Origin of the sequence: Shinella sp., from assembly GCF_035998705.1 — a bacterium.
Taxonomy (GTDB): domain Bacteria; phylum Pseudomonadota; class Alphaproteobacteria; order Rhizobiales; family Rhizobiaceae; genus Shinella.
Genome location: NZ_DASYHH010000029.1, coordinates 125,883 through 147,816 on the forward strand (window position 1 = coordinate 125,883; position 21,934 = coordinate 147,816).

18 protein-coding genes are annotated in these 21,934 nt (G+C 65.6%); 5 read left to right on the forward strand and 13 right to left on the reverse strand.

The features are described from left to right. Positions 1-3: 3 nt before the first annotated feature. A complete protein-coding gene (locus VGN93_RS27585) occupies positions 4-519 on the forward strand; it encodes a hypothetical protein (protein WP_327510148.1) in 516 nt (171 codons plus the stop codon). Here the strand turns inward: VGN93_RS27585 and VGN93_RS27590 are convergent. Genes VGN93_RS27590 through VGN93_RS27600 form a run of 3 tightly spaced genes read right to left on the reverse strand, consistent with a single transcriptional unit; the run spans position 516 to position 6,243 of the window. Next, positions 516-1,352 carry an isocitrate lyase/phosphoenolpyruvate mutase family protein gene (locus tag VGN93_RS27590; protein WP_327510149.1) on the reverse strand — a complete coding sequence of 279 codons (837 nt, stop codon included), beginning with the start codon at positions 1,350-1,352 and terminating at the stop codon, positions 516-518. The genes VGN93_RS27585 and VGN93_RS27590 overlap by 4 nt on opposite strands. Then, positions 1,349-3,796: an FAD-dependent oxidoreductase gene (locus tag VGN93_RS27595; protein WP_327510150.1), complete on the reverse strand. Its 2,448-nt coding sequence runs from the start codon at positions 3,794-3,796 to the stop codon at positions 1,349-1,351. Before VGN93_RS27595 ends, VGN93_RS27590 begins: the two co-directional genes overlap by 4 nt. Then, positions 3,793-6,243 (reverse strand): FAD-dependent oxidoreductase, encoded by a 2,451-nt coding sequence (locus VGN93_RS27600; RefSeq protein ID WP_327510151.1) that lies wholly within the window; start codon positions 6,241-6,243, stop codon positions 3,793-3,795. Before VGN93_RS27600 ends, VGN93_RS27595 begins: the two co-directional genes overlap by 4 nt. Before the next feature lie 128 nt (positions 6,244-6,371). On the opposite strand from VGN93_RS27600, the gene VGN93_RS27605 reads away from it, so the two are divergent. Together VGN93_RS27605 and VGN93_RS27610 are read left to right on the forward strand one after the other, a co-directional pair. Further along, positions 6,372-7,220 (forward strand): LysR family transcriptional regulator, encoded by an 849-nt coding sequence (locus VGN93_RS27605; RefSeq protein WP_327510152.1) that lies wholly within the window; start codon positions 6,372-6,374, stop codon positions 7,218-7,220. Positions 7,221-7,298: 78 nt separating this feature from the next. Next, positions 7,299-7,556, forward strand: a complete 258-nt coding sequence (locus VGN93_RS27610) for a hypothetical protein (RefSeq protein ID WP_319317193.1) — start codon at positions 7,299-7,301, stop codon at positions 7,554-7,556. A gap of 167 nt (positions 7,557-7,723) precedes the next feature. On the opposite strand, the gene VGN93_RS27615 is transcribed toward VGN93_RS27610, so the two are convergent. From VGN93_RS27615 to VGN93_RS27650, 8 genes are all read right to left on the reverse strand, one after another. Beyond that, positions 7,724-8,500, reverse strand: coding sequence for an SDR family oxidoreductase (locus VGN93_RS27615; RefSeq protein ID WP_327510153.1), 777 nt, complete (start codon positions 8,498-8,500; stop codon positions 7,724-7,726). Between the two features lie 118 nt (positions 8,501-8,618). Beyond that, positions 8,619-10,268 (reverse strand): OFA family MFS transporter, encoded by a 1,650-nt coding sequence (locus VGN93_RS27620; protein WP_327510154.1) that lies wholly within the window; start codon positions 10,266-10,268, stop codon positions 8,619-8,621. A gap of 240 nt (positions 10,269-10,508) precedes the next feature. Further along, positions 10,509-12,518 carry a sensor histidine kinase gene (locus VGN93_RS27625; protein WP_327510155.1) on the reverse strand — a complete coding sequence of 670 codons (2,010 nt, stop codon included), beginning with the start codon at positions 12,516-12,518 and terminating at the stop codon, positions 10,509-10,511. Then, complete coding sequence (locus tag VGN93_RS27630) at positions 12,511-13,902, reverse strand: sigma-54 dependent transcriptional regulator (protein ID WP_327510156.1); 1,392 nt, start codon at positions 13,900-13,902, stop codon at positions 12,511-12,513. Before VGN93_RS27630 ends, VGN93_RS27625 begins: the two co-directional genes overlap by 8 nt. A 151-nt stretch (positions 13,903-14,053) precedes the next feature. Further along, positions 14,054-14,275 carry a hypothetical protein gene (locus tag VGN93_RS27635; RefSeq protein WP_319317176.1) on the reverse strand — a complete coding sequence of 74 codons (222 nt, stop codon included), beginning with the start codon at positions 14,273-14,275 and terminating at the stop codon, positions 14,054-14,056. Between the two features lie 176 nt (positions 14,276-14,451). Then, positions 14,452-15,810 (reverse strand): HAMP domain-containing sensor histidine kinase, encoded by a 1,359-nt coding sequence (locus tag VGN93_RS27640; protein WP_327510157.1) that lies wholly within the window; start codon positions 15,808-15,810, stop codon positions 14,452-14,454. Further along, positions 15,807-16,463: a response regulator transcription factor gene (locus VGN93_RS27645; RefSeq protein WP_327510158.1), complete on the reverse strand. Its 657-nt coding sequence runs from the start codon at positions 16,461-16,463 to the stop codon at positions 15,807-15,809. The genes VGN93_RS27640 and VGN93_RS27645 overlap by 4 nt, the downstream gene beginning before the upstream one ends. Before the next feature lie 119 nt (positions 16,464-16,582). Further along, positions 16,583-18,229: a phosphoethanolamine--lipid A transferase gene (locus VGN93_RS27650; RefSeq protein WP_327510159.1), complete on the reverse strand. Its 1,647-nt coding sequence runs from the start codon at positions 18,227-18,229 to the stop codon at positions 16,583-16,585. 137 nt (positions 18,230-18,366) lie between these two features. Here VGN93_RS27650 and VGN93_RS27655 point away from each other — a divergent pair, with 137 nt between their 5' ends. Together VGN93_RS27655 and VGN93_RS27660 are read left to right on the forward strand one after the other, a co-directional pair. Continuing rightward, on the forward strand, positions 18,367-18,510 hold the full coding sequence (locus VGN93_RS27655; RefSeq protein ID WP_327510160.1) for a hypothetical protein: 144 nt from the start codon (positions 18,367-18,369) through the stop codon (positions 18,508-18,510). 65 nt (positions 18,511-18,575) lie between these two features. Then, positions 18,576-19,235 (forward strand): glutathione S-transferase family protein, encoded by a 660-nt coding sequence (locus tag VGN93_RS27660; RefSeq protein WP_327510161.1) that lies wholly within the window; start codon positions 18,576-18,578, stop codon positions 19,233-19,235. On the opposite strand, the gene VGN93_RS27665 is transcribed toward VGN93_RS27660, so the two are convergent. Both VGN93_RS27665 and VGN93_RS27670 read right to left on the reverse strand, forming a co-directional pair. Continuing rightward, complete coding sequence (locus VGN93_RS27665) at positions 19,232-19,600, reverse strand: hypothetical protein (RefSeq protein WP_327510162.1); 369 nt, start codon at positions 19,598-19,600, stop codon at positions 19,232-19,234. The two genes, VGN93_RS27660 and VGN93_RS27665, sit on opposite strands and share 4 nt — an antisense overlap. A 37-nt stretch (positions 19,601-19,637) precedes the next feature. Next, complete coding sequence (locus tag VGN93_RS27670) at positions 19,638-21,806, reverse strand: cellulose synthase (RefSeq protein ID WP_327510163.1); 2,169 nt, start codon at positions 21,804-21,806, stop codon at positions 19,638-19,640. Positions 21,807-21,934 lie beyond the last annotated feature (128 nt).

Here is a 21,934-nt window from a genome sequence, read left to right on the forward strand (position 1 = left end):
TGAATGATCTGGGCATTCGCAGTCGCAGCGGCGGCAATTTTATATCTCGCACTGCGCTTCCGGCGCTTTCAGAGCTGGGTCGAACCCGCACTCACCATCGTGGTGGCCATCGGCCTTGCCGCGGCACTGCTCATCTGGTTCGTGGAAGACCGCGCGCCCTCCGGCGCGGTCGTGGTGCAGGACACGGCGGCACCGGCGCTTTCGGCAGACAATGTGGAACTCTCGGAAACGGCGGCCAGCGCCGGGCAGACGAAGACGAGTTTTCGCGTGACGGGCCGCATCACCAACAAGGGCACGGTGCCCATGCAGTCCTTCCGCCTCGACGTCGTGCTGTCCGATTGTCCGAACGGCACCTGCCGGGAGGTCGGCCGCGACGACGCGCTGATCGTGCTGCGCGTGCTGCCGGGCGAAAGCCAGGCCTTCAGCACCTTCGCCGTCTTCCCCGGCACCGATATCACCCCCGTGACCACGCCCGAATGGGATTTTGGCGTGCGGGACGTGCGGGCCTACGGGCGTTAAACGCCGTCGGCACCGTCAGTGAGCATCGCGTTCACCCGGTCGCCGGATATTGCGGCGGACAATTTTGCGAAACTGCCGTCCTTGACGATGGCCTCCATCTGCTCGGCGATTGCCGCATGGGTGACGCGGGCAAGCGTCGACCCGAGCGAGATGCGGCGCACGCCCATCTCCGCGAATTGCGCCACCGTGAGCTGGCGCAGCGGCCCGGCGGCAAGCGCATTGACCGGTTTTGCGACCGACTGAACGACACGGCGCAATTCCTCCGCACCCGGCGGCACCGGCACGTAGACGAGATCGGCGCCGGCCTTTTCGAAGGCCCGGATGCGCCGGATGGCCTCGTCGAGATCGTAAACGCCGTTCATCACGCCGTCAGCACGCGCGCAGAGAATGAAGGGCCGGCCAAGCGAACGGGCGGCATCGGCGGCAGCGCGGATGCGTTCCACGGCGAGGTCGAAAGCATAGGCGGGGTTGCCCTCGACCATCTGCGTGTCCTCGATCGAGCAGCCGGAAAGGCCGACTTCGGCGGCAAGCCGGATGGTCTCGGCGACCTCGTCGGGCGCGTCGGCGAAACCGTTCTCGAAATCGCCCGAGACCGGCAGCGGCGTCGCGCGCACGAGGTCCTCGGCATGTTTCAGCGCCTCCTCGCGGGTGACGCGGCCCATATCGGGCCGGCCGAGCGTGAAGGCGAAGCCGGCGGAGGTGGTGGCAAGCGCCACGGCGCCGGCCGCCGCCATCATCCGGGCGGAGCCGATATCCCAGGGGTTCGGGATGACGAAGCAGCCCGACTGGTGCAGCGCGTGGAAACGTTCGTGGCGTTCGGCAAGCGTCGTCATGCCCTTACCCTTTCCGACTTTGGATCGTACATCGGAACAAGCGAGGCTTCCGCCTTCACCCGCACACCGGCGATCTCGATCTCGTAGCGGGAGGCGAGCACATCCGCCTCGCTCTCGCCGGCGCAGGGAACATAGCCCATGCCGATGGCGCCGCCGAGATGGTGGCCGTAATTTCCGGAGGTGATGGTCGAGACGATCTTGCCATCGCGCACCAGCGCTTCGTTGTGGAAGAGCAGCGGCTCGGGATCGGTAAGCCTGAACTGCACCATGCGGCGCTTCAGCCCCTCCTCTTCCTTGCGCAGAACGGCGTCGCGGCCGAGGAAATCGCCCTTCTTCGTGCGCACGGCAAAGCCGAGGCCCGCTTCCAGCACATGGTCCTCGTCCGTGATGTCATGGCCGAAATGCCGGAAGGCCTTTTCGATACGGCACGAATCGAGCGTATGCAGACCGCAGAGTTTCAGACCGGCATCGGCGCCCGCTTCCTCCAGCGCCTCGAAGACATGCGCCGTCTGGTCGGTGGAGACGTAAAGCTCCCAGCCGAGTTCACCGACATAGGTGACGCGGTGGGCGCGGGCGAGGCCCATGCCGACCTCGATCTGCCGGGCGGAGGCGAAGGGATGCGCCGCATTGGAAAAATCATTCGGGCTCACCTTCTGCATCAGCTCGCGCGCCTTCGGGCCCATGACGCAGAGCACGCTTTCGGCCGCCGTGACATCGGTGATGACGACGAACTCGTCATCGAGATGCTTGCGCAGCCAGGCGAGATCGCGCTGGAGCGTCGCGCCCGGCACGACGAGGAAGAAGGCGGTCTCCGACAGCCGCGTCACCGTCAGGTCGCTCTCGATGCCGCCGCGCTGGTTCAGCATCTGGGTATAGACGATCTTGCCGGGCGCGACGTCCATCTGGTTGGCGCAGAGGCGTTGCAGGAAGGCGAGCGCATCGCGGCCTTCGACGCGGATCTTGCCGAAGGACGTCATGTCGAAGAGGCCGACGCCGTTGCGGACCGCGAGGTGCTCTTCCTTCTGGTTCTCGAACCAGTTCTGCCGTTTCCAGGAATAGCGATATTCCCGCTCCTGCCCCTCTTTGGCGAACCAGTTGGCACGCTCCCAGCCCGCCACCTCGCCGAACACCGCGCCCCGCGCCTTCAGATGCTCATGCAGCGGCGAGCGGCGCACGCCGCGGGCGGTCGCCATCTGGCGATAGGGAAAATGGTCGGCATAAAGCAGGCCGAGCGTTTCGGAGACACGGTCCTTGAGATAGGCGCGGTTCTTCTGGAACGGCTGCGCCCGGCGGATATCCACTTCCCAGAGGTCGAACGGCGCCTCGCCGTCGTTCATCCATTGCGCCAGCGCCATGCCGGCGCCGCCGGAGGAGACGATGCCGATGGAATTGTAGCCGGCAGCGACCCAATAACCCTTCAGCTCCGGCGCCTCGCCGAGATAGTAGCGGTCGTCCGGCGTAAAACTTTCCGGGCCGTTGAAGAAAGTGTGGATGCCGGCGGTTTCCAGCATCGGCATGCGGTTGATGGCGTTTTCGAGGATCGGCTGGAAGTGATCGAAATCCTCCGGCAACTGATCGAAGCAGAAATCTTCCGAGATGCCGTCCATGCCCCAGGGCTTGGCCTTCAGCTCGAAGGCGCCGATCAGCATCTTGCCGGCGTCTTCCTTGTAATAGGTGCACTCGTCCGGCACGCGCAGAACCGGCAGCCGTTGCAGGTTCGGGATCGGCTCCGTGACGATATAAAAATGCTCGCAGGCATGCAGCGGCAGGGTGACGCCGGACATATCGGCGAGCGTGCGCCCCCACATGCCGGCGGCGTTGACGACGTTTTCCGTCTCGATGGTGAAGGTCTCACCGTTCTGCTCGCAGGTGACGCCCGTCACGCGGCCGTCCCTGGTGACGACGGATGTCACCTTGACGTTTTCGATGATCGTCGCGCCGTTCTGCCGCGCGCCCTTGGCCAAGGCCATCGCGATGTTCGCCGGGTCGCACTGGCCGTCGAGCGGCAGGTGCACGGCGGCCTTCACATCCGCCGTGTTGAGGTGCGGATACATCGCCTTCACCTCGTCGACGGTGATCTCGCGCACGTCGATGTCGAAGGCGCGGGCAAGCGAGGCCTGGCGGTAGATCTCCTCCTTGCGCTCCTCGGTGAGCGCTACGGTCATCGAGCCGCACTGGCGCATGCCGGTGCCGATGCCGGTCTCGGCTTCGAGCTTGGTGTAGAGGTCGGCCGAATATTTCGCGAGCCGCGTCATGTTCTGCGAGGCGCGCAGCTGGCCGATCAGGCCTGCCGCATGCCAGGTGGTGCCGGAGGTGAGCTGCTTGCGCTCCAGCAGCACCACATCCGTCCAGCCGAGTTTCGCCAGATGATAGGCGACCGAACAGCCGGAGACACCGCCGCCGATGATGACGGCTCTCGCCTTCGAAGGAATGGGCTTCGTCATGCACGCAGTCTTTCATTGTTGGGGTCGAAGAGCGGGCCGTCCGGCTGGACCACCGCCTTGAAACGGTCGCCGTAAATCTCGACCTCGATTTCCGTGCCGGGCACGGTGAGGTCGGCCCTGAGCATGCCGAGCGCGATTGACTTGCCGGTGCGATAGCCCCAGTTCCCCGAAGTCGTCTCGCCGACCACCTTCCCGCCGTGCCACAGCGTCGACATATAGGGCGCATCGCACTCGCCGGCCTCCACCGTCAGCGTCACGAAGCGTTTTGTCACGCCCTGCTGCTTCTCCCGCTCCAGCGCCGCCTTGCCCTTGAAGTCCGGCTTGGTCCAGTCGACGAAACGGTCGAGGCCGCCTTGCAGGATGGTGTAGTCCGTCGAAAGATCACCCTTCCAGGCGCGATAGCCCTTCTCGATGCGCAACGAATCCAGCGCCTCCATGCCGAAAGGCTTGAGCCCGTGCTTCCGCCCCGCCGCCCAGACGGCATCGAAGATCGTGGCGGTATCCTCGATCTTGGTATGGATTTCCCACCCAAGCTCGCCGGCAAAGGACACGCGCACGAGCTGGCACCAGCGGCCGGCTATCTGGCAGCTCTGGTGGGTGAGCCAGCCCTTCTGGAGGTCCGCATCTGTCACTTCCCCAAGGATGGCGCGCGAGTTCGGGCCGGAGAGGATCTGGCAGGAAAAACTCTCCGTCACGTCGTCGATGGTGAACGCGGCGTCCTTGGGCAGGTGTTTTTGCAGCCATTCGAAATCGTGCCACTGCGCGGTCGCGGCCGTGATCAGGAAGAAGAAGTCCTCATCCAGCATCATCACCGACATTTCCGTGACGATGCGCCCCTTGTCGTCGGAGAAATAGGCAAGGCCGATGCGGCCGGGTTTCGGCAGCTTGCCGGTCGTCAGCGTCGAGAGCCACGCCGTCGCCCCCTCGCCCTTCACGCGGAAGCGCGAGAAGCCCGGCAGGTCGAGAATACCGGCGGCCTCGGTGACGGCGCGGCATTCCGCCTCGATGCGCGCCCGCCAGGGGCCTTCGCGGTTCCAGGTCTGGGTCGATTCTTCCGACAGGTCGTCGCCGGGTGTGGCATACCAGCTGGCGCGTTCCCAGCCGTTATAGGGCTTGAACTGCGCGCCGAGCGCCTTGATGCGATCGTGGATCGGCGAGAGTTTCCGGTCGCGCCCGGCCGGCCAGGCGTGTTTCGGGAAATGCATGGCGTATTCGTGGCCATAGACCTCCATGCCCTTGGCGATGCAGTAATCCTGGTCGCCGGCAAACGCCGTGTAGCGGCGCGGGTCGCAGGACCACATGTCCCATTCCGTCTCGCCTTCGGTGACCCATTCTGCCAGCACCTTGCCGGCCCCGCCCGCCTGGCAGATGCCGAAGGTGAAGACGCAGGCTTCGAAGGCGTTCGGCACACCCGGCATCGGCCCGAGCAGCGGGTTGCCGTCCGGCGCATAGGGGATCGGCCCGTTGATCATGCGAGACAGGCCGGCGGTGCCGAGGATCGGCACGCGCTCGACGGCGTCGTTCAGATACCATTCCAGCCGGTCGAGATCGTCCGGGAAGAGCTGGAAGGAAAAATCGTCCGGCATCGGATCGTCCGGCGTGATCCAGTGCGCCTTGCAATTGCGCTCGTAGGGGCCGAGGTTCATGCCGGTCTTTTCCTGGCGCAGATAGTAGGAACTATCCACATCGCGCAGCAGCGGCAGCTTGTGGCCGGCCTCGCGCGACCAGGCGGCAAGCTCGGGGATTTCCTCGAACAGCATGTATTGATGGCTCATCACCATCATCGGCACCTCGCGGCCGAACCATTTGCCGACTTCGCGCGCATAATAGCCGGCGGCGTTGACGACCTTCTCGCAGCGGATTTCCCCTTGCGGCGTCGAAATCACCCACTCGTCCCCCTCCCGGCGCGCGCCGGTGGCGGGACAGAAGCGGAAGATTTTCGCGCCCATGTCGCGCGCGCCCTTGGCGAGCGCCTGCGTCAGCTGCGCCGGGTCGATATCGCCGTCATAGGGATCGTAGAGCGCGCCGGTCAGGTCATGCGTCTCGAGGAAGGGATATTTTCCGCGCATCTCCTCGGGCGACAGGATATCGAGATCCATGCCCTGGTAGCGGCCCATGCCGACGACGCGCTTGAACTCCTGCAACCGCTCTTTCGAATGGCCAAGGCGGATCGAGCCGGTGACGTGGTAGTTCATCGGGTAATCGACCAGCGCGCCCAGCTCCCGGTAGAGCGAGGCCGAATAGCGCTGCATGTTCATCAGCGACCAGGAGGACGAAAAGGTCGGCACGTTGCCAGCGGCGTGCCAGGTGGAGCCGGCGGTCAGCTCGTTCTTTTCGAGCAGCACGCAATCCGTCCATCCGGCCTTGGCCAGATGATAGAGCGCCGACGCGCCGACGGCGCCTCCACCAATGATGACGACCCGTGCATGGCTTGGCAGTGCGGACATTCTCGTTCCCCTTCTTCGACCCGGATTTGTGGCAACCAAAGCGCTGCGCAGCAAGCCGCGGAATTCGCTTTATTAATCGATACCTTCGATTACACTTGCGCCAAACACTGGGAAAAAATGGCGCATCCATGCAGATTATCCTGATCGAGACATTCCTGGACCTCATGGAAACCCGGAATTTCAACCGCACGGCGGAGCGCCTGAACATCACGCAATCGACCGTCACCCACCGCATCAATGCGCTGGAAGCCACGTTCGCGCGAAAACTCTTCGCGCGCAACAAGGGCGGCACGCAGCCGACCGCCGCGGGCCTGCGCTTCCTCGATCATGCCAAGGCGCTGAAACACCAGTGGCACGAGGCGGCGCGCGCGGTGGAAACGGCCGGCGCCTATGAGCGCTCCATGCGTATCGGCCTGCAACACGACCTCGCCGCCCACTATGCCGGCGACTGGCTCTCAGTGGTGCGCAAGGAACTGCCGGGCACGTCGATCTATCTGGAGGTCGACTATTCCAACCAGATGAACCGCGACCTCGACGCGGGCGACCTCGACCTCGCCATCCTCTTCACGCCGCACTACCTGCCGGACCTGCACTATGAGCGCATCGGCGACGTGATCTACGAGATGGTGAGCAACAGGGTGGCTGACATCGCGGAGGTGAAGCCCGAGGACTATATCCAGGCGGTCTATTCGCCGGCCTTCGACCGGCTGCACCGCCAGGCCCATCCGGCATTGTCGACCGCGCCTATCGCCAGCGGCGAGACCACCGCCATCCTGGCGCTGATGCAGAAGCTCGGCGGTTCCGCTTTCGTGCCGGCCGCCGATGCCCGGCGGCTCGTCGCCACCGGCGCGGCAAGCCGGGTCGCCGGCGCCGAGGCGATCGCGCAGGCTGTCTATGCCGCCGTCAACGTGCGCACGCGCCATGCCCACCAGCACCGGCGCATCATCGCCATCCTTCAGGCGCTGCTTGCGACCTGAACCATTGAAACCACCGGGCAGCATGCCTATTAACGGCGAACCGGCATCTGACGCCGGAATCTGACAAAGGAGTCGCCCATGGCCGCCCGTGACCGCTACTCGCGCAAGCTCGAATGCGCCATGTGCGGCAATTCCGGCTATGCCGAAGTCTCCGAAGACGACATGCCGAGCCGGAAGAACCCCGATTTCGCCGTCGATTCGCTGCCGCGCGGCTTCCTCACGGAGCGTCCGTCGAAATATCCGGACAAACACATGATCCGCTGCCGCTGCGGCCACATCTTCAAGTTCCAGCAAAAGACCGTCTACGCCGAAGGCGGCGAGCCGCGGCGGCGGTAAAGGCACCCCCCTCTGGCCTGCCGGCCATCTCCCCCTCAAGGGGGGAGATTGGATGGACTGACGTCTCGCCCATTGCCAACGACTCTGGTTGAGCGAGGTGTTTGCGTCTTGCCGATCTCCCCCCTTGAGGGGGAGATGGCCGGCAGGGCAGAGGGGGGTATCCCACCCTACCCTCGCCCGACGAACGGCATCGCCGTCGCCATCACCGTCATTGTCAGGACGTTGGCGTCGAGCGGCAGGCTGGCCATGTAGATCACGGCGTCGGCGACGTGTTTGACGGACATGGTCGGTTCGCTGGCGATCTCGCCATTGGCCTGGAGCACGCCGGTGCTCATCCGCGCCGTCATGTCGGTCGCCGCGTTGCCGATATCGATCTGGCCGCAGGCGATGTCGTATTTGCGGCCGTCAAGCGCGGTCGACTTGGTGAGGCCGGTGATGGCGTGTTTCGTCGCGGTATAGGGCGCGGAATTCGGCCGCGGCGCGGTGGCGGAAATCGAGCCGTTGTTGATGATGCGCCCGCCGCGCGGGCTCTGGTCCTTCATGAGCTTGAAGGCCTGCTGGGTGCAGAGGAAGGCGCCCGTCAGGTTGGCCGCAAGGATGCTGCTCCACTCCGCGAAGGGAATGTCTTCAAGCAGCGCCGGCGCGACGTTGGAGCCGGCATTGTTGACCAGCACGTCCAGCCGGCCGAACGTCTGCTTCACCTGTTCGAAGGCCGCTGCGACCTGCTCGGGATCGCCGACATCGCAGGCGATGGCGCGCACCGGATTGCCCGTTTCAGCGGAAATCTCCGCCGCCGCCGTCTCCAGCACCGCGGCCCGGCGGCCTGTGATGATGACGGCATAACCCTCGGCGCTGAGGCCGCGCGCGACCGCCAGCCCGATGCCCGTGCCGCCGCCCGTGACCAGTGCGATCCTGTCCTTGCCGGTCCTGCCCCATTCGGTCATGCCATCCTCCTCGTGTCTGCAACCCTTCTCCGTTTGGTCGAAATGCACGAGGGCCGCAAGGGGCAAAAAGAAAGCCCCCGGCGCGAACCGGGGGCCTCGAAGCGTCAATTGAACGATCTCAGAACAGCGCAGCGGTGTTCTTGACCGTCACCCAGATGCCCCAGAGTAGCGGAATGCCGACAACGGCCCAGGCGAGCGCCGCCTTGCCGTCGAAGCCGCCCTTGCCGATGCCGAAGGAGCCGGTCGGGCCGGCATTCGCCGCAGCCGTCTTCGCCTGCAAGGATGCGACTTCCTCGTCCGACATGAACCATTTCTCCGCAAGCGGACGCACCAGCGAATTGGCGACGAGCCCGACCGCCAGCATGCCGGCGAGGATATACATCGTGCCGGTATAGAGCGACGGCCCCGGCTCGACGCCGGCGGCGATCTGCGCCTCGCGGATATAGTTGACCACGACGGGGCCGACGATGCCGGCGGTCGCCCATGCCGTCAGCAGGCGGCCATGGATCGCGCCGACGAACTGCGTGCCGAAAATATCCGCAAGATAGGCCGGGATGGTGGCGAAGCCGCCGCCGTACATCGACAGGATGATGCCGAAGGCCAGCACGAAGAGCGCCTTGTTGCCCATGTCGGCGAGCGTCGGTGCGGCGGCGTAGAGCACGATGCCGAGCACGAAGAAGGTGTAATAGGTGTTCTTGCGGCCGATCTTGTCGGAGAGCGAGGCCCAGAAGAACCGCCCGCCGATGTTGAACAGCGACAGGAGACCGGTGAAGCCGGCGGCGATCGCCGCGATGGCCGCCTTCTGGTCGGTGCCGAGCTCACTGAAGGTCAGTTCCGGTTGGCCGATGAGGCGGCCGCCGAAGATTTCCTGCAGCATGGGCGAGGCCATGCCGATGACGCCGATGCCGGCCGAGACGTTGAGGCACAGAACCAGCCAGATCAGCCAGAATTGCGTGGTCTTGTGCGCATCGCGCAGGTGCACGTGTTTGGTGGTGATCATCGTCGACTTGGAGGCCGGCGGCGTCCAGCCTTCCGGCCGCCAGCCGGCCGGCGGGATGCGATAGCCGAAGGCGCCGCCCATCATGAAGCAGAAATAGATCGCCGCCATGACGAGGAAGGTCTGCCACACGCCGGCGGTCACGTCCGTCTTGAAGGCGTTCATCAGCAGGTTGGCGAGAGGCGCACCGATCATCGCGCCGCCGCCAAAGCCCATGATCGCCATGCCGGTCGCCATGCCGCGCCGGTCGGGGAACCATTTGATCAGCGTGGAAACGGGGGAGATGTAGCCGAGGCCGAGGCCGACGCCGCCGATGACGCCGGCACCAAGCCACATCAGCCACAATTGGTGGCTCATGACGCCGAGTGCCGCAACGACGATGCCGCCGCACCAGCAGCAGGCCGAGACGAAGCCCGCCTTGCGCGGGCCGACGCGCTCCAGCCAGCCGCCCCAGATGGCGGCGGAGCAGCCGAGCAGCACGAAGAACAGCGTGTAGATCCAGCCGAGATCGGCGACGCGCCAGTTGCAGCTCGTGGTGAAGAGCGCGGAGACGAGATTGAGATCGGCGCAGGCCGGGTCGGTCACCGGAATGGCTTTCGACAGCGGCAACCAGAACACGCTGAAGCCATAGGCCATGCCGATACAGAGATGGATGGCAAGGGCTGCCGGCGGAACGAGCCAGCGGTTGAAGCCGGGTTTCGCGATAATGCGCTCCCGGTCGAGGATGCTGCCGGAATATCCGCCGGCATAGGTCTCGGTCGATGCAGTCATTGGGTCTCCTCCGCGGCGCACCCCTCGGTGCGAAGATTTTCGTGATGGGGAGCCGGGCGAAAACCGCCCCTTCGGCACCGCCCGCCCGCATCCTCCGTGCGAAACGCCAGTCACCGAACCTCCCGCGCGAAACCTTGCAAGGCCCGTGCCAAAGCGGATTTGCTGAAAAATCAAGGATTTGAAGGAGAGAGTGGAATCAGAATGGACAGTTTGTCCGGATGCGGCGGACAAACTGTCCGGTCAGTCGGCCTCGGGCAGCCAGATGGTGAAGGTCGCGCCTTCGCCCGGACGGCTGGCGACCGCGATGGTGCCACCCTGCCGCGTCACCAGCGTCTGGCTGATGGAAAGGCCGAGGCCGGTCCCCTCCTGCCGCTTGGTCGTGAAGAACGGGTCGAAGACCTTGGCGACGAGGTCCGGATCCATGCCGACGCCGGTATCGCTGACGGCAAGTTCGACACCCGGGTGCCCCTCGCGGTCGCGATCACGCGTCGCGATCGTCAGCCGCCCGCCATCCGGCATGGCGTGAATGGCATTGACGATGAGGTTGACGACGACCTGTTGCAGCTCCGTGCGGTTCATCAGCACCAGCCGCTCGGCGGAATTGTCCAGCCGCACCTCGATGGCCGCCTTTGCCAGAAGGTGCTGGACGAGCGGCATGCAGTCCGCCACCGCCAGGCCCGGCGCATGGCGGTCGACGAAGCCGGCGAACTCTTCCGGCTTGGCGAATTGCAGAAGCTTCGTGACGATCTGGCTGATGCGCTGGATCTGCTCGTCGAGCAGCTGGAATTCCACCTTCGCCAGCTCCGCCCGGTCGCCAACCACGGCGCGCACCACCTCCAGATTGCCCTGCATGACGGCGATCGGGTTGTTGATCTCATGCGCGACGCCGGCGGTGATCTCGCCGATGGCGGCAAGTTTTTCCGACAGGATGAGCTGCTTGGTCGTCGCTTCGAGCTGGCGGTTGGCGAGTTGCAGCTCGCGGGTGCGCTCATCGACGCGCGCGTTCAGCTCCTCGTTCCAGCGCCGCAGTTCCTGGTCGCTTCGCTCCAGTTGGTTCAGGAGATCGTCTAGATGCACGGCGACGCGGCCGATCTCGTCCTGGCTGTCGACCGGGCCGGTGCGCGCGCCGAGATCGCCGCTCTCCACCCGGGCGATGGTGGCATCGACCCGCTCCAGCGGCTCGAAGATGCCGCGCGCCCAGCGCAGGAAAATCGGCACGCTCGCCGCCGTGATGGCGAAGAAGGCGGCGACGATGGTGAGCACGGTCTGATACTTCGCCGCGGTAAACGGCGCTTCGAGGAAGCCGACATAGAGCATGCCGACGCGCTTGCCGTGGCTGTCCGTGATCGGCTCGTAGGCGGAAATATACCAGTCGTTGACGACGAAGGCGCTGTCGAGCCAGGTGCGCCCTTCGCCGAGCACAGCCGAGCGCACGGCGGCGGAAACGCGCGTGCCGAGCGCGCGCCGCCCCTCGAACAGCCGCACATTGGTGCTGATGCGCACGTCATCGAGGAACAGCGTCGCCGTGCCCTGGCTACCTTCCGGCAGGCTCGCCTCGCGGTAGACGAGGTCGTTGATCGTGTCGATGAAGACGAGGTTCTGGTTGAGCAGGATGCCGCCGACGAGCACGGCCTGGCGCCCTTCGCCAAGCGTGACGGGGCTGGCGCTCTGCACGACCATGCCGCGCGCCTCTTCCGTGCGCTCGGTCGGCACCGCGTTCGGCGTCGAGACGAGCGGCAGCTTGGCGCGGGCGGCGAGGTCCGGCGAGAGTTTTTCGAGGTCGGCATTCTCGAAGATATCGACCCCCGTGGAGGGTTTTCCCGCGAGTGCGTCGCGAATGACCGGCCAGTCGGTGCGAAGCGCGCCCGCGGTCTCCCCGGTCACCGAGGCGATGAGCGCTCCATCCGGCGCGATCACATAGAGGAAGTCGAGCTCCAGCCGCGCGCGGGCGTCGTTCAAAAGAATCTTCAGCGCCGCGCCGTCATTCGCGACATCCCGGAACCGCGCCGAGGCGCCGAGCGCGGTGACGTGTTCGCCGGTATTGTCGAGGATATGCGCGAGATACTGGTGCGCGATCGTCAGGTCGCCATTGACCTTGGAGATCAGCGTCGCATCGAATTTCTCGTTCCAGCGATAGACCGTGACGCCGAGCAGAAGCGGCAGGATCACCAGCATGGGCAGAAGCGCGATGGCGAGCAGCCGGTAGCGCACCGAGCGCGCCGGCCGGATGGCGTGCCGGCCGTCAGCCATCCCAGGCGGCCAGTTTTCGATCGATCGTCTTGCGCGAAATGCCGAGCTGGCGCGCCGCCTCGTCGCGCTGGCCGTTGCAGGAGGCCAGCACCGCGAGGATATGGCGCCGCTCGACATCGGCGAGCGACCCGCCCGCCTCGCCGGCCGGTGCCGGCGCGCCGGAGCCGAACCCTTCCGGGAAACGACCGAGGATCAGCGTGCGCTCGATGAGGTTGCGCAACTCGCGCACATTGCCCGGCCAGTCATAGGTGGAGAGCGCCCGGCGCACCGTCGCGTCGATCGGCACGGCCGGCATGGCGAGCTGGGCCGAAAGCTTCTTCATGAAGAGCGTCGCAAGCTCCACCGCGTCGCCGTCCCGCTCCTTCAAGGGCGGAAGATGGATCTGCATGACATTGATGCGGAAGAACAGGTCGGCGCGGAACCGCCCGGCCTGCACCTCCTTTTCCAGCTCCGCATTGGTGGCGAAGACGAAGCGCAGGTCGACCGGCACCTCGCGCTCGGAACCGACGGGGCGCACCTTGCGGTCCTCCAGCACGCGCAGCAGCTTGCTCTGCGTCGCCGGCGGCATCTCGCTGATCTCGTCGAGGAACAGCGTGCCGCCCTGGGCATGCAGGAACAGGCCTTCGCGCGCCCGCTCGGCACCGGTGAAGGCGCCCTTGAGATGCCCGAACAGCTCGCTTTCGATCATGTCCGCCGGGATCGCCCCGCAATTGACCGGCACGAAGGGTTTTGCCTCGCGGTCGGAGAGCGTGTGCAGCGAGCGCGCCGCGACTTCCTTGCCCGTGCCGGACTGGCCGGTGAGCAGCACCGTCGTCGGCAGCGGCGCGACGCGGGCGATGGTATCGCGCACGCGGGCGATGGCGGAGGATTCGCCGATCAGCCGGTCGCGCAGCAGGATATGGTCGGAGGTCGCCTTCAGCTCGTAGCGCAGCACGTAGTTTTCACGTTGCAGGCGGATTCGGTCGAGGCAGCGCGCCACGGCATTGAGCAGCTGGTTGGACCGAAACGGTTTCAGCACGAAATCGACCGCGCCGGCGCGCAGCGCCTGGATGGCGGTTTCGAGATCGGCATAGGCCGTCATCAGGATGGCGTCGGCGAAGAAGCCGATGGCGCGCTGTTCGGCAAGCCATTCGACGCCGTTCTTGCGCGGCATGATGTTGTCGAGGATCACCACGTCGAAATGGTGCTGGTCGAGCTTGCGCGACGCCTCGTCCGTATCGGCGGCCAGTTCCAGCCGCTTGCAACGCGGCGAAAGCGTTCGCATCAGGAAGTTGCGCATGCCCGGCTCGTCATCGACGACGAGGATCGAGGCCTGCGCCAGCCACGGCCCGAATTCCGGGTCGGCGGACGTATCGCGTTGAACGCGCACGGCTTCACTCGGCACCTCGTCTCCTCCCGATGGTCAGGCGCGTTTGACGTATCGCGCAATTCCGGACGCAAAACAGCGCAACACGTTTGCCGGAATTGCTTGCACCTACCATAAAAAGCCGCCGCCGCGAGCACAAGCACACACGGCGGCGCAGACTGGAGAGATGTCAGGAATGGAGATGAATGCGCTCGCGGCGTTCAAGCATCGCCGCGCGCTCCTCATCGATATGAATTTGCCGGGCTTCCTCCATCGCCGCGGCGATGGTTTCGCTGATGACCCGGATGCTGTCTTCCGAAACGAGGGGCGATGCCCCACGGCATTCTGCTGCATGCAGCTTGCACAGCGTGCTGGCGAGCAGCCGCGCATAATCTTCTGGTTTGCGACCCATATTCCCCACCTTTTCTTGATTAGAACCACAGAAAACCACAGAATAAGTCATAAAGCCACATATTTCTCACATGCTAATGGAAAAAATTGTGCGTATCCGCCTGCCGCTACGGGAAGCGGGAATGCTGGAAAACGAGACTGTTCGGAAATGGAGCAGAGCGTGCCGCGACGATGCGGTCAGCGGGCGTCCGGAAACATGACGTCTGCCTGGAAACCATCAACACGCCCGGGAATGGGCGAGGTCAGGACGAGGCTCGCGCGCATCTGGGAAAGCAGCCGGTCGGCGATGGAAAGGCCGAGCCCCGAGCCCGCGGCAAGCGTCCTGCCGCGGGAGAAGCGCTTGCGCACGGCGGCAAGCTCCGCCTCGGAAAGCCGCGCGGCACCGTTGAGGATGCGCACGTTGCCCTCGGCGGTGAGGCAGATTTCGACCGGTTCGTCGTCCCGGCCATGCATCAGGGCGTTTTCGACGAGGTTGCGCAACACGATGGCGAAGGCGTCGGCGGTGCCCTCCCGTTGTGCCGGACCGGCAAGGTCGTCGCGGAAGCGGATGCGGCCCGCATCCTCCGATGCACGCTGGAAATCCGTCACGACGACGCCGACGACATCGGCGACGTCGAAGGTGGTTTCGCTGACGCCGATGCCGGCCTCCGCGCGCGCAAGCTGGAGCAGCTTTTCGGTGAGTTTTGTGAGTTTTTGCAGCGATGCCTCGATCTGCTGGGCGCGGGCGCGCACGGGCGCGTCCTTCAGCTCGGAGAGAAGAAGCTGCGTCTGCGCCAGCGCGCCGGCGATCGGCGTGCGCAGTTCGTGCGCGCTGTTCGAGGTGAATTCGCGCTCGGCGGCGAGCACGGAGCGCAGGCGCGACAGCAGGCGATTGACCGAGCGCAGGATCGGTTGCAGCTCTTGCGGCAGGTCGACAGCCTCGATCGCCGCGAGATTGCCGCCGTCCTTTTCGCCGATCGCCGTGCGGAGCGTCTCGACCGGCGACAGCACGCGCCGCACGACGAACCAGACGGCAAGGACCGTCACGGGCACGATGAGCAGCACCGGCAGCAGCAGCGCCAGCGTGCCCTCGAACATCGCCTCCTGCCGCTCGGCGGCGGAATCCTTCACCTGCACGAAGATCGCGCCATCCGGCGTCGAGGCGGTATAGAACCGCCCGGTCTCGCCATCGCGGAAACCGACCTTCAACGGTGCCTCGAACGGCTTTTCCGAGGCGGTGTGCGAGTGCAGCAACACCTGGCCAGCCCTGTCACGCACCTGGTAGGTCAGGTATTCCTCGCCGGGCCGCGACGGCGAGCGCTCGATGCGCCGCGGCTCGTTGATGTCGTTGCGCCGCAGCAGGTCGTCGACCACCAGCGGCACCAGCCGTTCCGCCGTTTCCTGCAGCGAACTGTCAAATATCTCGCCGAACTCGTCATGCATGACCAGCGCGCCAAACCCGACTGCGACAAGCCAGAGCGCCGTGACGCTCGCGGTGATCCACAGCATGAGCTGGCCGGCGAGGCTTTTCGACCGAAAGGCGAAGGGCGGCCTCATCGGCCGAGCCTGTAGCCGATGCCGCGCAGCGTCTCGACGCAATCCTTGCCGAGCTTCTTGCGCAGCCGGCTGACGTAGACTTCCACCGTGTTGCTCTCGATCTCGGAGCCGAAGGCATAGAGCGCCTCCTCGATCTGCCCCTTCGAGACGATGGCGTCCGGGCGGGCGGCAAGCCGCGCCAGCACCGCCCATTCGCGGCTGGAAAGATCGATCGGCGTGCCCTCGCGCAGCACGCGACGGTCGGCGAGCTGGATGGTCAGCGGCCCCGCCTCCAGCACGGCCACGGCGGCACCGGCATAACGGCGCGCGACGGCGAGCATGCGCGCGCCGAGCTCGCCGAGATTGAACGGCTTGACGAGATAGTCGTCCGCCCCGCTGTTCAGCCCCTCGATACGGTCGGAAATCTGGTCATGCGCGGTGAGGATGATGACGGGCGTGACGGCGCCCGCACGCCGGAGATCCTTGAGCAGGCTGAGCCCGCTTCCGTCCGGCAGGCGCAGGTCCAGCAGCACGAGGTCGTAATCCACCGTGCCGGATGCCGTGCGACCGTCGTCGAGCGTCTGCATCCAGTCGACGGCATGGCCGAGCCCGGCGACGTAGTCGCGCACCGCCTCGCCCAGAACGGCATCGTCCTCTATCAGCAGAATTCTCAAATGCTCGTCTCTCCGCATCGCTGCGGCGATTTTCCCGGGCACCTTCCGAGGCCCGGGGAAATCACCGCCCGAAGCGGGAGAATACACGGGACGGTTCCCGTTGCCAGCACCCTTGCCGATCAGGACAACGCCCCCGACCGGCAACGGGAAACCAGATCGAGCGCCGGATCGCGCACTTTGGTCTCGACCCGCATCAGGCCGAGCACCGTGTGGAAGAGGTTGTCGTGCGATTGCGGCTTCCTGGTCGCGTCATCGAGGCAGGCGGACGAATAAGCGGCCGTGGCATCCTTGCCGAGCCAGAGCACGAAGGGAACATGGGTCTGCTGGCTCGGTGCGATCATATAGGGTGCACCATGCAGGTAGAGGCCGAATTCGCCGAGCGATTCGCCATGGTCGGACATATAGAGCATGGAAACGTCGAGCCGGCCCTGCTCCTTCTCCAGCCGGTCGATCACGCCGGCAAGAATGTGGTCCGTATAGAGGACCGTGTTGTCATAGGCGTTGACGATCTCTTCGCGCGTGCAGTCGGAAAACTCGGCGGTGCGGCAATCGGGCGTAAACCGGCGGAATTCCTCCGGATAACGCTCGAAATAGGCGGGGCCGTGGCTGCCGATCTGGTGCAGCACGAGCACGGTGTCCTTCTCGACCGAGCCGATCCAGCCGTCGAGATTGTCGAGCAGCACCTGGTCCCGGCACTCGCCGCCCTTGCAATAGCGCGGGTCGCCGCCTTCGATCAGCGAACGCTCTTTCACGCGCGCGGCGATCTTCTTGCTGCCGGTATTGTTGTCCCACCACTCGACATCCACGCCGGCATGGGAGAGCACGTCGAGCAGGTTCTGCGTCGCCAGCCCCTTGTCATGCGAATAGGTGCTGCGGGTATAGACGGAGAACATGCAGGGCAGCGAGACGGCCGTCGCCGTGCCGCAGCTCGTCGTGTCGGAAAAATAGCGGATGTCCTTCGCCTTCAGTTCCGGATTGGTCTCCCGCCCGTAGCCGCCGAGCGAAAAATCGTCGGCCCGAGCGGTCTCGCCGGCAACGACGATCATCAGCCGCGGCTTGCGCGCGCCGAGCGGTGCGTCGCCGATTTTTGCGTCCTCCCCGAGCGGGGCCGCGACCACGTTGCGGTCTGCCGACTGGCGGACGGCGAAGCGGGCGGCTGTGACGAGCGGTATGACGGGGTTCAGCGTCTGGAACCAGTCGCGATGCGTGCGCGCAGTGGCGGCGTAGACCCGGGCATGGGAAAAGCCGGCGACCAGCGCGATGACAAGCGCCGGCACGATGACGACGAGATTGGCCCGCAGCTTCCAGAAGAACGTGTAATGCTGAACGTTCACCCAGACGAGAAGCGCCGAGGGCAGCACGCCGAAGGCCAGCATGTGCAAGAGGAAGCCCGGCGTGATCAGGTGCCCGGCCTCCGCACTGTTCGTCTCGGCTGCGTTGCGCAGCATTTCCATGTCGATGATCGCGCCGTAGCTGTCCATGAACCAGGCGCCGGACGCGCTTGCCAGGATCAGCAGGATGAAGATCGGCTTCATCACATATTTCAGCGATACGGCGACGCAGAGCGCGATGTAGAGGCAGGCGATGCCGATGGCGATGGAGGCGACGGTCGCCGTCCGACCGTCGAGATAGAGCCAGGCCTTTGCCCAGAAACTCCGGTTGGTCAAAGCCAGCAGATAGAGCGCCGTCAGCACGCTGACCGCGATGCTGCTGACCTGCGGCCGCCAGAAAGCGGCGTTGCCGGCCGGGCCGGTTCCTTCACGCATCGGATGTCCTTTCACGTCTCGTGTCCGGCGCTTTGTCACCGAGCAAGCTGACAGCCGGCTGAACGCAATGACAGCGACGTTCAGCGCGGCGTCAGGTTCGACATGGATAGATCGGCCGTTCGAGTATGAGGTGACGCGTGAAATCGAAACTGCTGCATCCGGGAATGCTGTTCGTGACAGCCCTGGTCTTCCTGGTCCTGGCGATCCCGGTCGCCCAGATGCAATTTTCCAGGCAGCATGGCGAGAGCCTGCGGCAGGCGCTGCTGTTGCGCGCCGGCTGACACCAAAATCCGGTTGCAATTTGCAAGCAGATTTGCGACAACCGTCCGCAGACGCGGAGGTTGCCATGAAACCCGTTCTCTACGCCCATCCCTTCTCGAGCTACTGCCAGAAAGTGCTGATCGCGCTTTATGAAAACGGCACCGACTTCGAATACCGCATGCTCGACTACAACGATCCCGACACGCTGGCGGATTTCGAGGCGCGCTGGCCGATCAAGCGCTTTCCGATCCTCGTCGATGGCGACCGCACCGTCATAGAGGCGAGCGTGGTCATCGAATATCTCGGGCTCTATCATCCGGGACCGGTCGAACTCATTCCCGACGATCCGAAAGCGGCACTCGACGTGCGCATGCTCGACCGCTTCTTCGACAACTATGTTTCGACGCCACAGCAGCGCATCGTCTTCAACGCCATCCGGCAGGAAAAGGACCGCGATCCCCTTGGCGATGCCGAGGCGCGAAAGATGCTGGAATGCGCCTATGCCTGGCTCGACCGGCACATGGAGGGCAGGCTCTGGGCCTGCGGCGATGCCTTTACGCTCGCCGACTGCGCCGCCGCACCCTTCCTGTTCTACGCAGACTGGACGCATGCCATCGACCCGGGCTTCGCCCGCGTGCACGCCTATCGCCGGCGCCTGCTCGCCCGCCCGTCCTTCGCCCGCACCGTGGATGAAGGGCGTCCGTACCGCGCATACTTCCCGCTCGGTGCACCCGACCGCGATTAACCGGCGCGGCAGTGCCGCCGCTCGGCGGCCGTGGTCTCGCGCGCGATGCCGGTGATGACGAGGACCGGCAGGCTCTGGCGCTTGCCGGCAATATCCTGCTCGCGGTCTTCCGCGTGCCCGCTCAGCACGAGGCTGCCGTAATAGAGGGCATCCGTGTCGCGGATGCGCTGTTGGTCGACGTCGGTCAGACCGGCAATATCCGGGCCGACGCCCTTGAATTCCGCGCCGGTTTCGAGATTGCGCATGGTGGAGGACGGGCACGGCGCTTTCACGCAGCGAAGGCCGTTGTCGCAGACGACATAGAGGTTGTCCGCCGCCGCGACCGGCGAGACAAGCAGCAGGAAGATGAGAAATCCGAGACGCATGGCCCACATCCTCCCCGGCGATTGCGGCCAAATCGCGTTACTGCCGCCCGTCCCGTTCCCGGCGCATCTCGGCGAGCGCCCGGATCGCATCCTGCCGTCCGGTCTCGCCGAGCGCCTCGAAGAGCCGCAGCGCATCCGTGCGCATGCCGAGGTTCTTGTAGGCATAGGCGCGCAACACCATCAGGTCCGTCGGCTCGGCGCGCAATTGCGCCCGCTGGTCGAGATAGACCAGGGTCTCGCGAAACCGTTTCGCCCGAAAACTGCTGACGGCGCGGTCGGAGAGGATCGCGGTCTGCAATTCGGCGCCGCGGCTCTGGTCGAGCGTCGCCTTGGTGGCCGCCACGGCGGCGTCGCTCGTCAGCCCCGCGCGCAGATAGGCAAGGCTCTCGCCATAGGCTGCGTCGCTGCGCGTCCTGCCCTCGCCCGAAAGCGCCGCCTCGAAGGCCTGTGCCGCTTCGAGCGGTCGGTTGATCTCCATCAGACACCAGCCGAGCGACAGCGCGCTTGCCGGCGACAGGCCGCGCGGATCGCGCGTGCTGCGGCAATCGACGGCACCTTCCGCCCGGCGCGCCGTGCGCACGATGCGCTGCGGCTTCAGCGCGATCTCCTCGACCGCCGTCTCGCGCGCCGGCAGATGCCGCTGGGCACGGGCGACGACCGCCTCGCGCCCGCGCCGCACGGGCGCCGCGTCATCGCTCGTGTCGCGCTCGCCGAGACGCGCGATGCGTTCCGACCGCGCGCCCCAGGCCTGCTTGACCGCGGCAAGGCCAGCACGATCCTCCAGCCGCAGCCGCGCGACGCCAAGGCCATAGGCGGCGGGCTCGTAGTCCGCCTTCCATTGCAGAACCTGGGCGAACCATTCCTCGGCCGTTGTCGGCTGGTCCATGGCCAGCGCATACCAGCCGAACTGTTCGCCGGTCTCAGGGTGTTTCTCTTCCAGCGTCACCTGTGCGATGCGGTTCAGCACCTTGGCCTCAAGTTTCGGCGGCGGATCGAGTGCGAGAAGGTTCGTGGTTGCCGCCAGATAGGTCGCCATCGCCTGGTCGGAGGTGGTGCGCCAGGCATACATCACGTCCTCCGCCTCGATCGGCATTTTTCGCGCGAGCAGAATGAGCGAAAGGCCCTGCGAGGCCGAGGCCGAATCCTCGACGGCGCGGGCCTTGCGGAAGAAAGGTTCGGCGGCGGCGTTCTGCTCGCGGCGCAGATGATACCAGCCGAGCAGCAGCGCATCGGAGGCAAGCCCCTCGTCCGCGACCAGCTTTTCGACGATCTTCAGATAGGCCGGCGCCACGGTGATCGCGGCATCCTCGTCGCCCTCGCCGACGAAGCGGCGGGCAAGATCGCCGCGAATCGCCTCGAATTCCTTGACGCCGTCCGTGCCGGTGCGCTCGCGGGCGACGAGGTCCTGCATGTCGTCATAGGCGAGCAGCGTCGAGGCCTTCTGCACGGTCGCGATGCGGACCGGCCCGTCCGCGCAATTGTCGAGCATGTAGCCATAGGCATCCTTGGCGCGCTGCGTGCGGTCGGTCTTCACGAAGGCTTCGGCGACGCGCCACAGCACGTCCGCATCGCTGCAGGTGAGCAGGCTCGGCGTCTCCGCGCCGAGGCGCACGACATCCTCGCTCCTGCCGGCATTGGAGGCGGCGACGAGCGCCGCGCGCTTCTCCGCCACGTCGAGGCGCTCGACAAGATCGGCGGGCGGGGTCCATTGCGGGTCGTCCTGCTGGCGCTTCGTGATCGCCGCGCGCACGTCCGCGTAGCGCGACTGGCTGTAGAGCGCCCACATCTCCTCGAGCTGCCTGTCCTCGTTGACCGGCACGGCAAGCGGGTTTTCCGGCGGTATCCAGGTGGGATAGAGCGTGCGCAGCCGGGCGATCTCGGCATTCAGCCGGGCGGTATCGCCGCGCGCCGCGAAGTAGCGCAAAGCGCTTTCGTCGACGACCGGCCTGTTCGCGGTGACTGCCACGACCGGCGTCTGCTCCGTGCCCGTCGCCTGCGCCGTCCGCTCGGCTTGGGCGATGTCCACGCGATCCTGCTTGGCAAGGCGCGGACGGCTTTCCTGCGTGCTGCTGGTGGCGAAATCGTCGGTTTCCGTGCCGAGGCGCGGAAGGCCCTTGCGCAACCCTTCAGGCACGCCGAAGGATACGCCTGCGACGCTGGCCGCGCCGGCGGAGACGAGGACGAGCGCCACCAGGATCGACTTCATCCCGAATATCCTTCGGTACATCACAAACACCAAGCTCCGGCTTGAACCGCGACGACACCATGCGCCAGGAACGTGGAACGCGTCGTCGCGTCCCCCAAGAAGAGCCAATCAGTCGTGATAAAACCCTG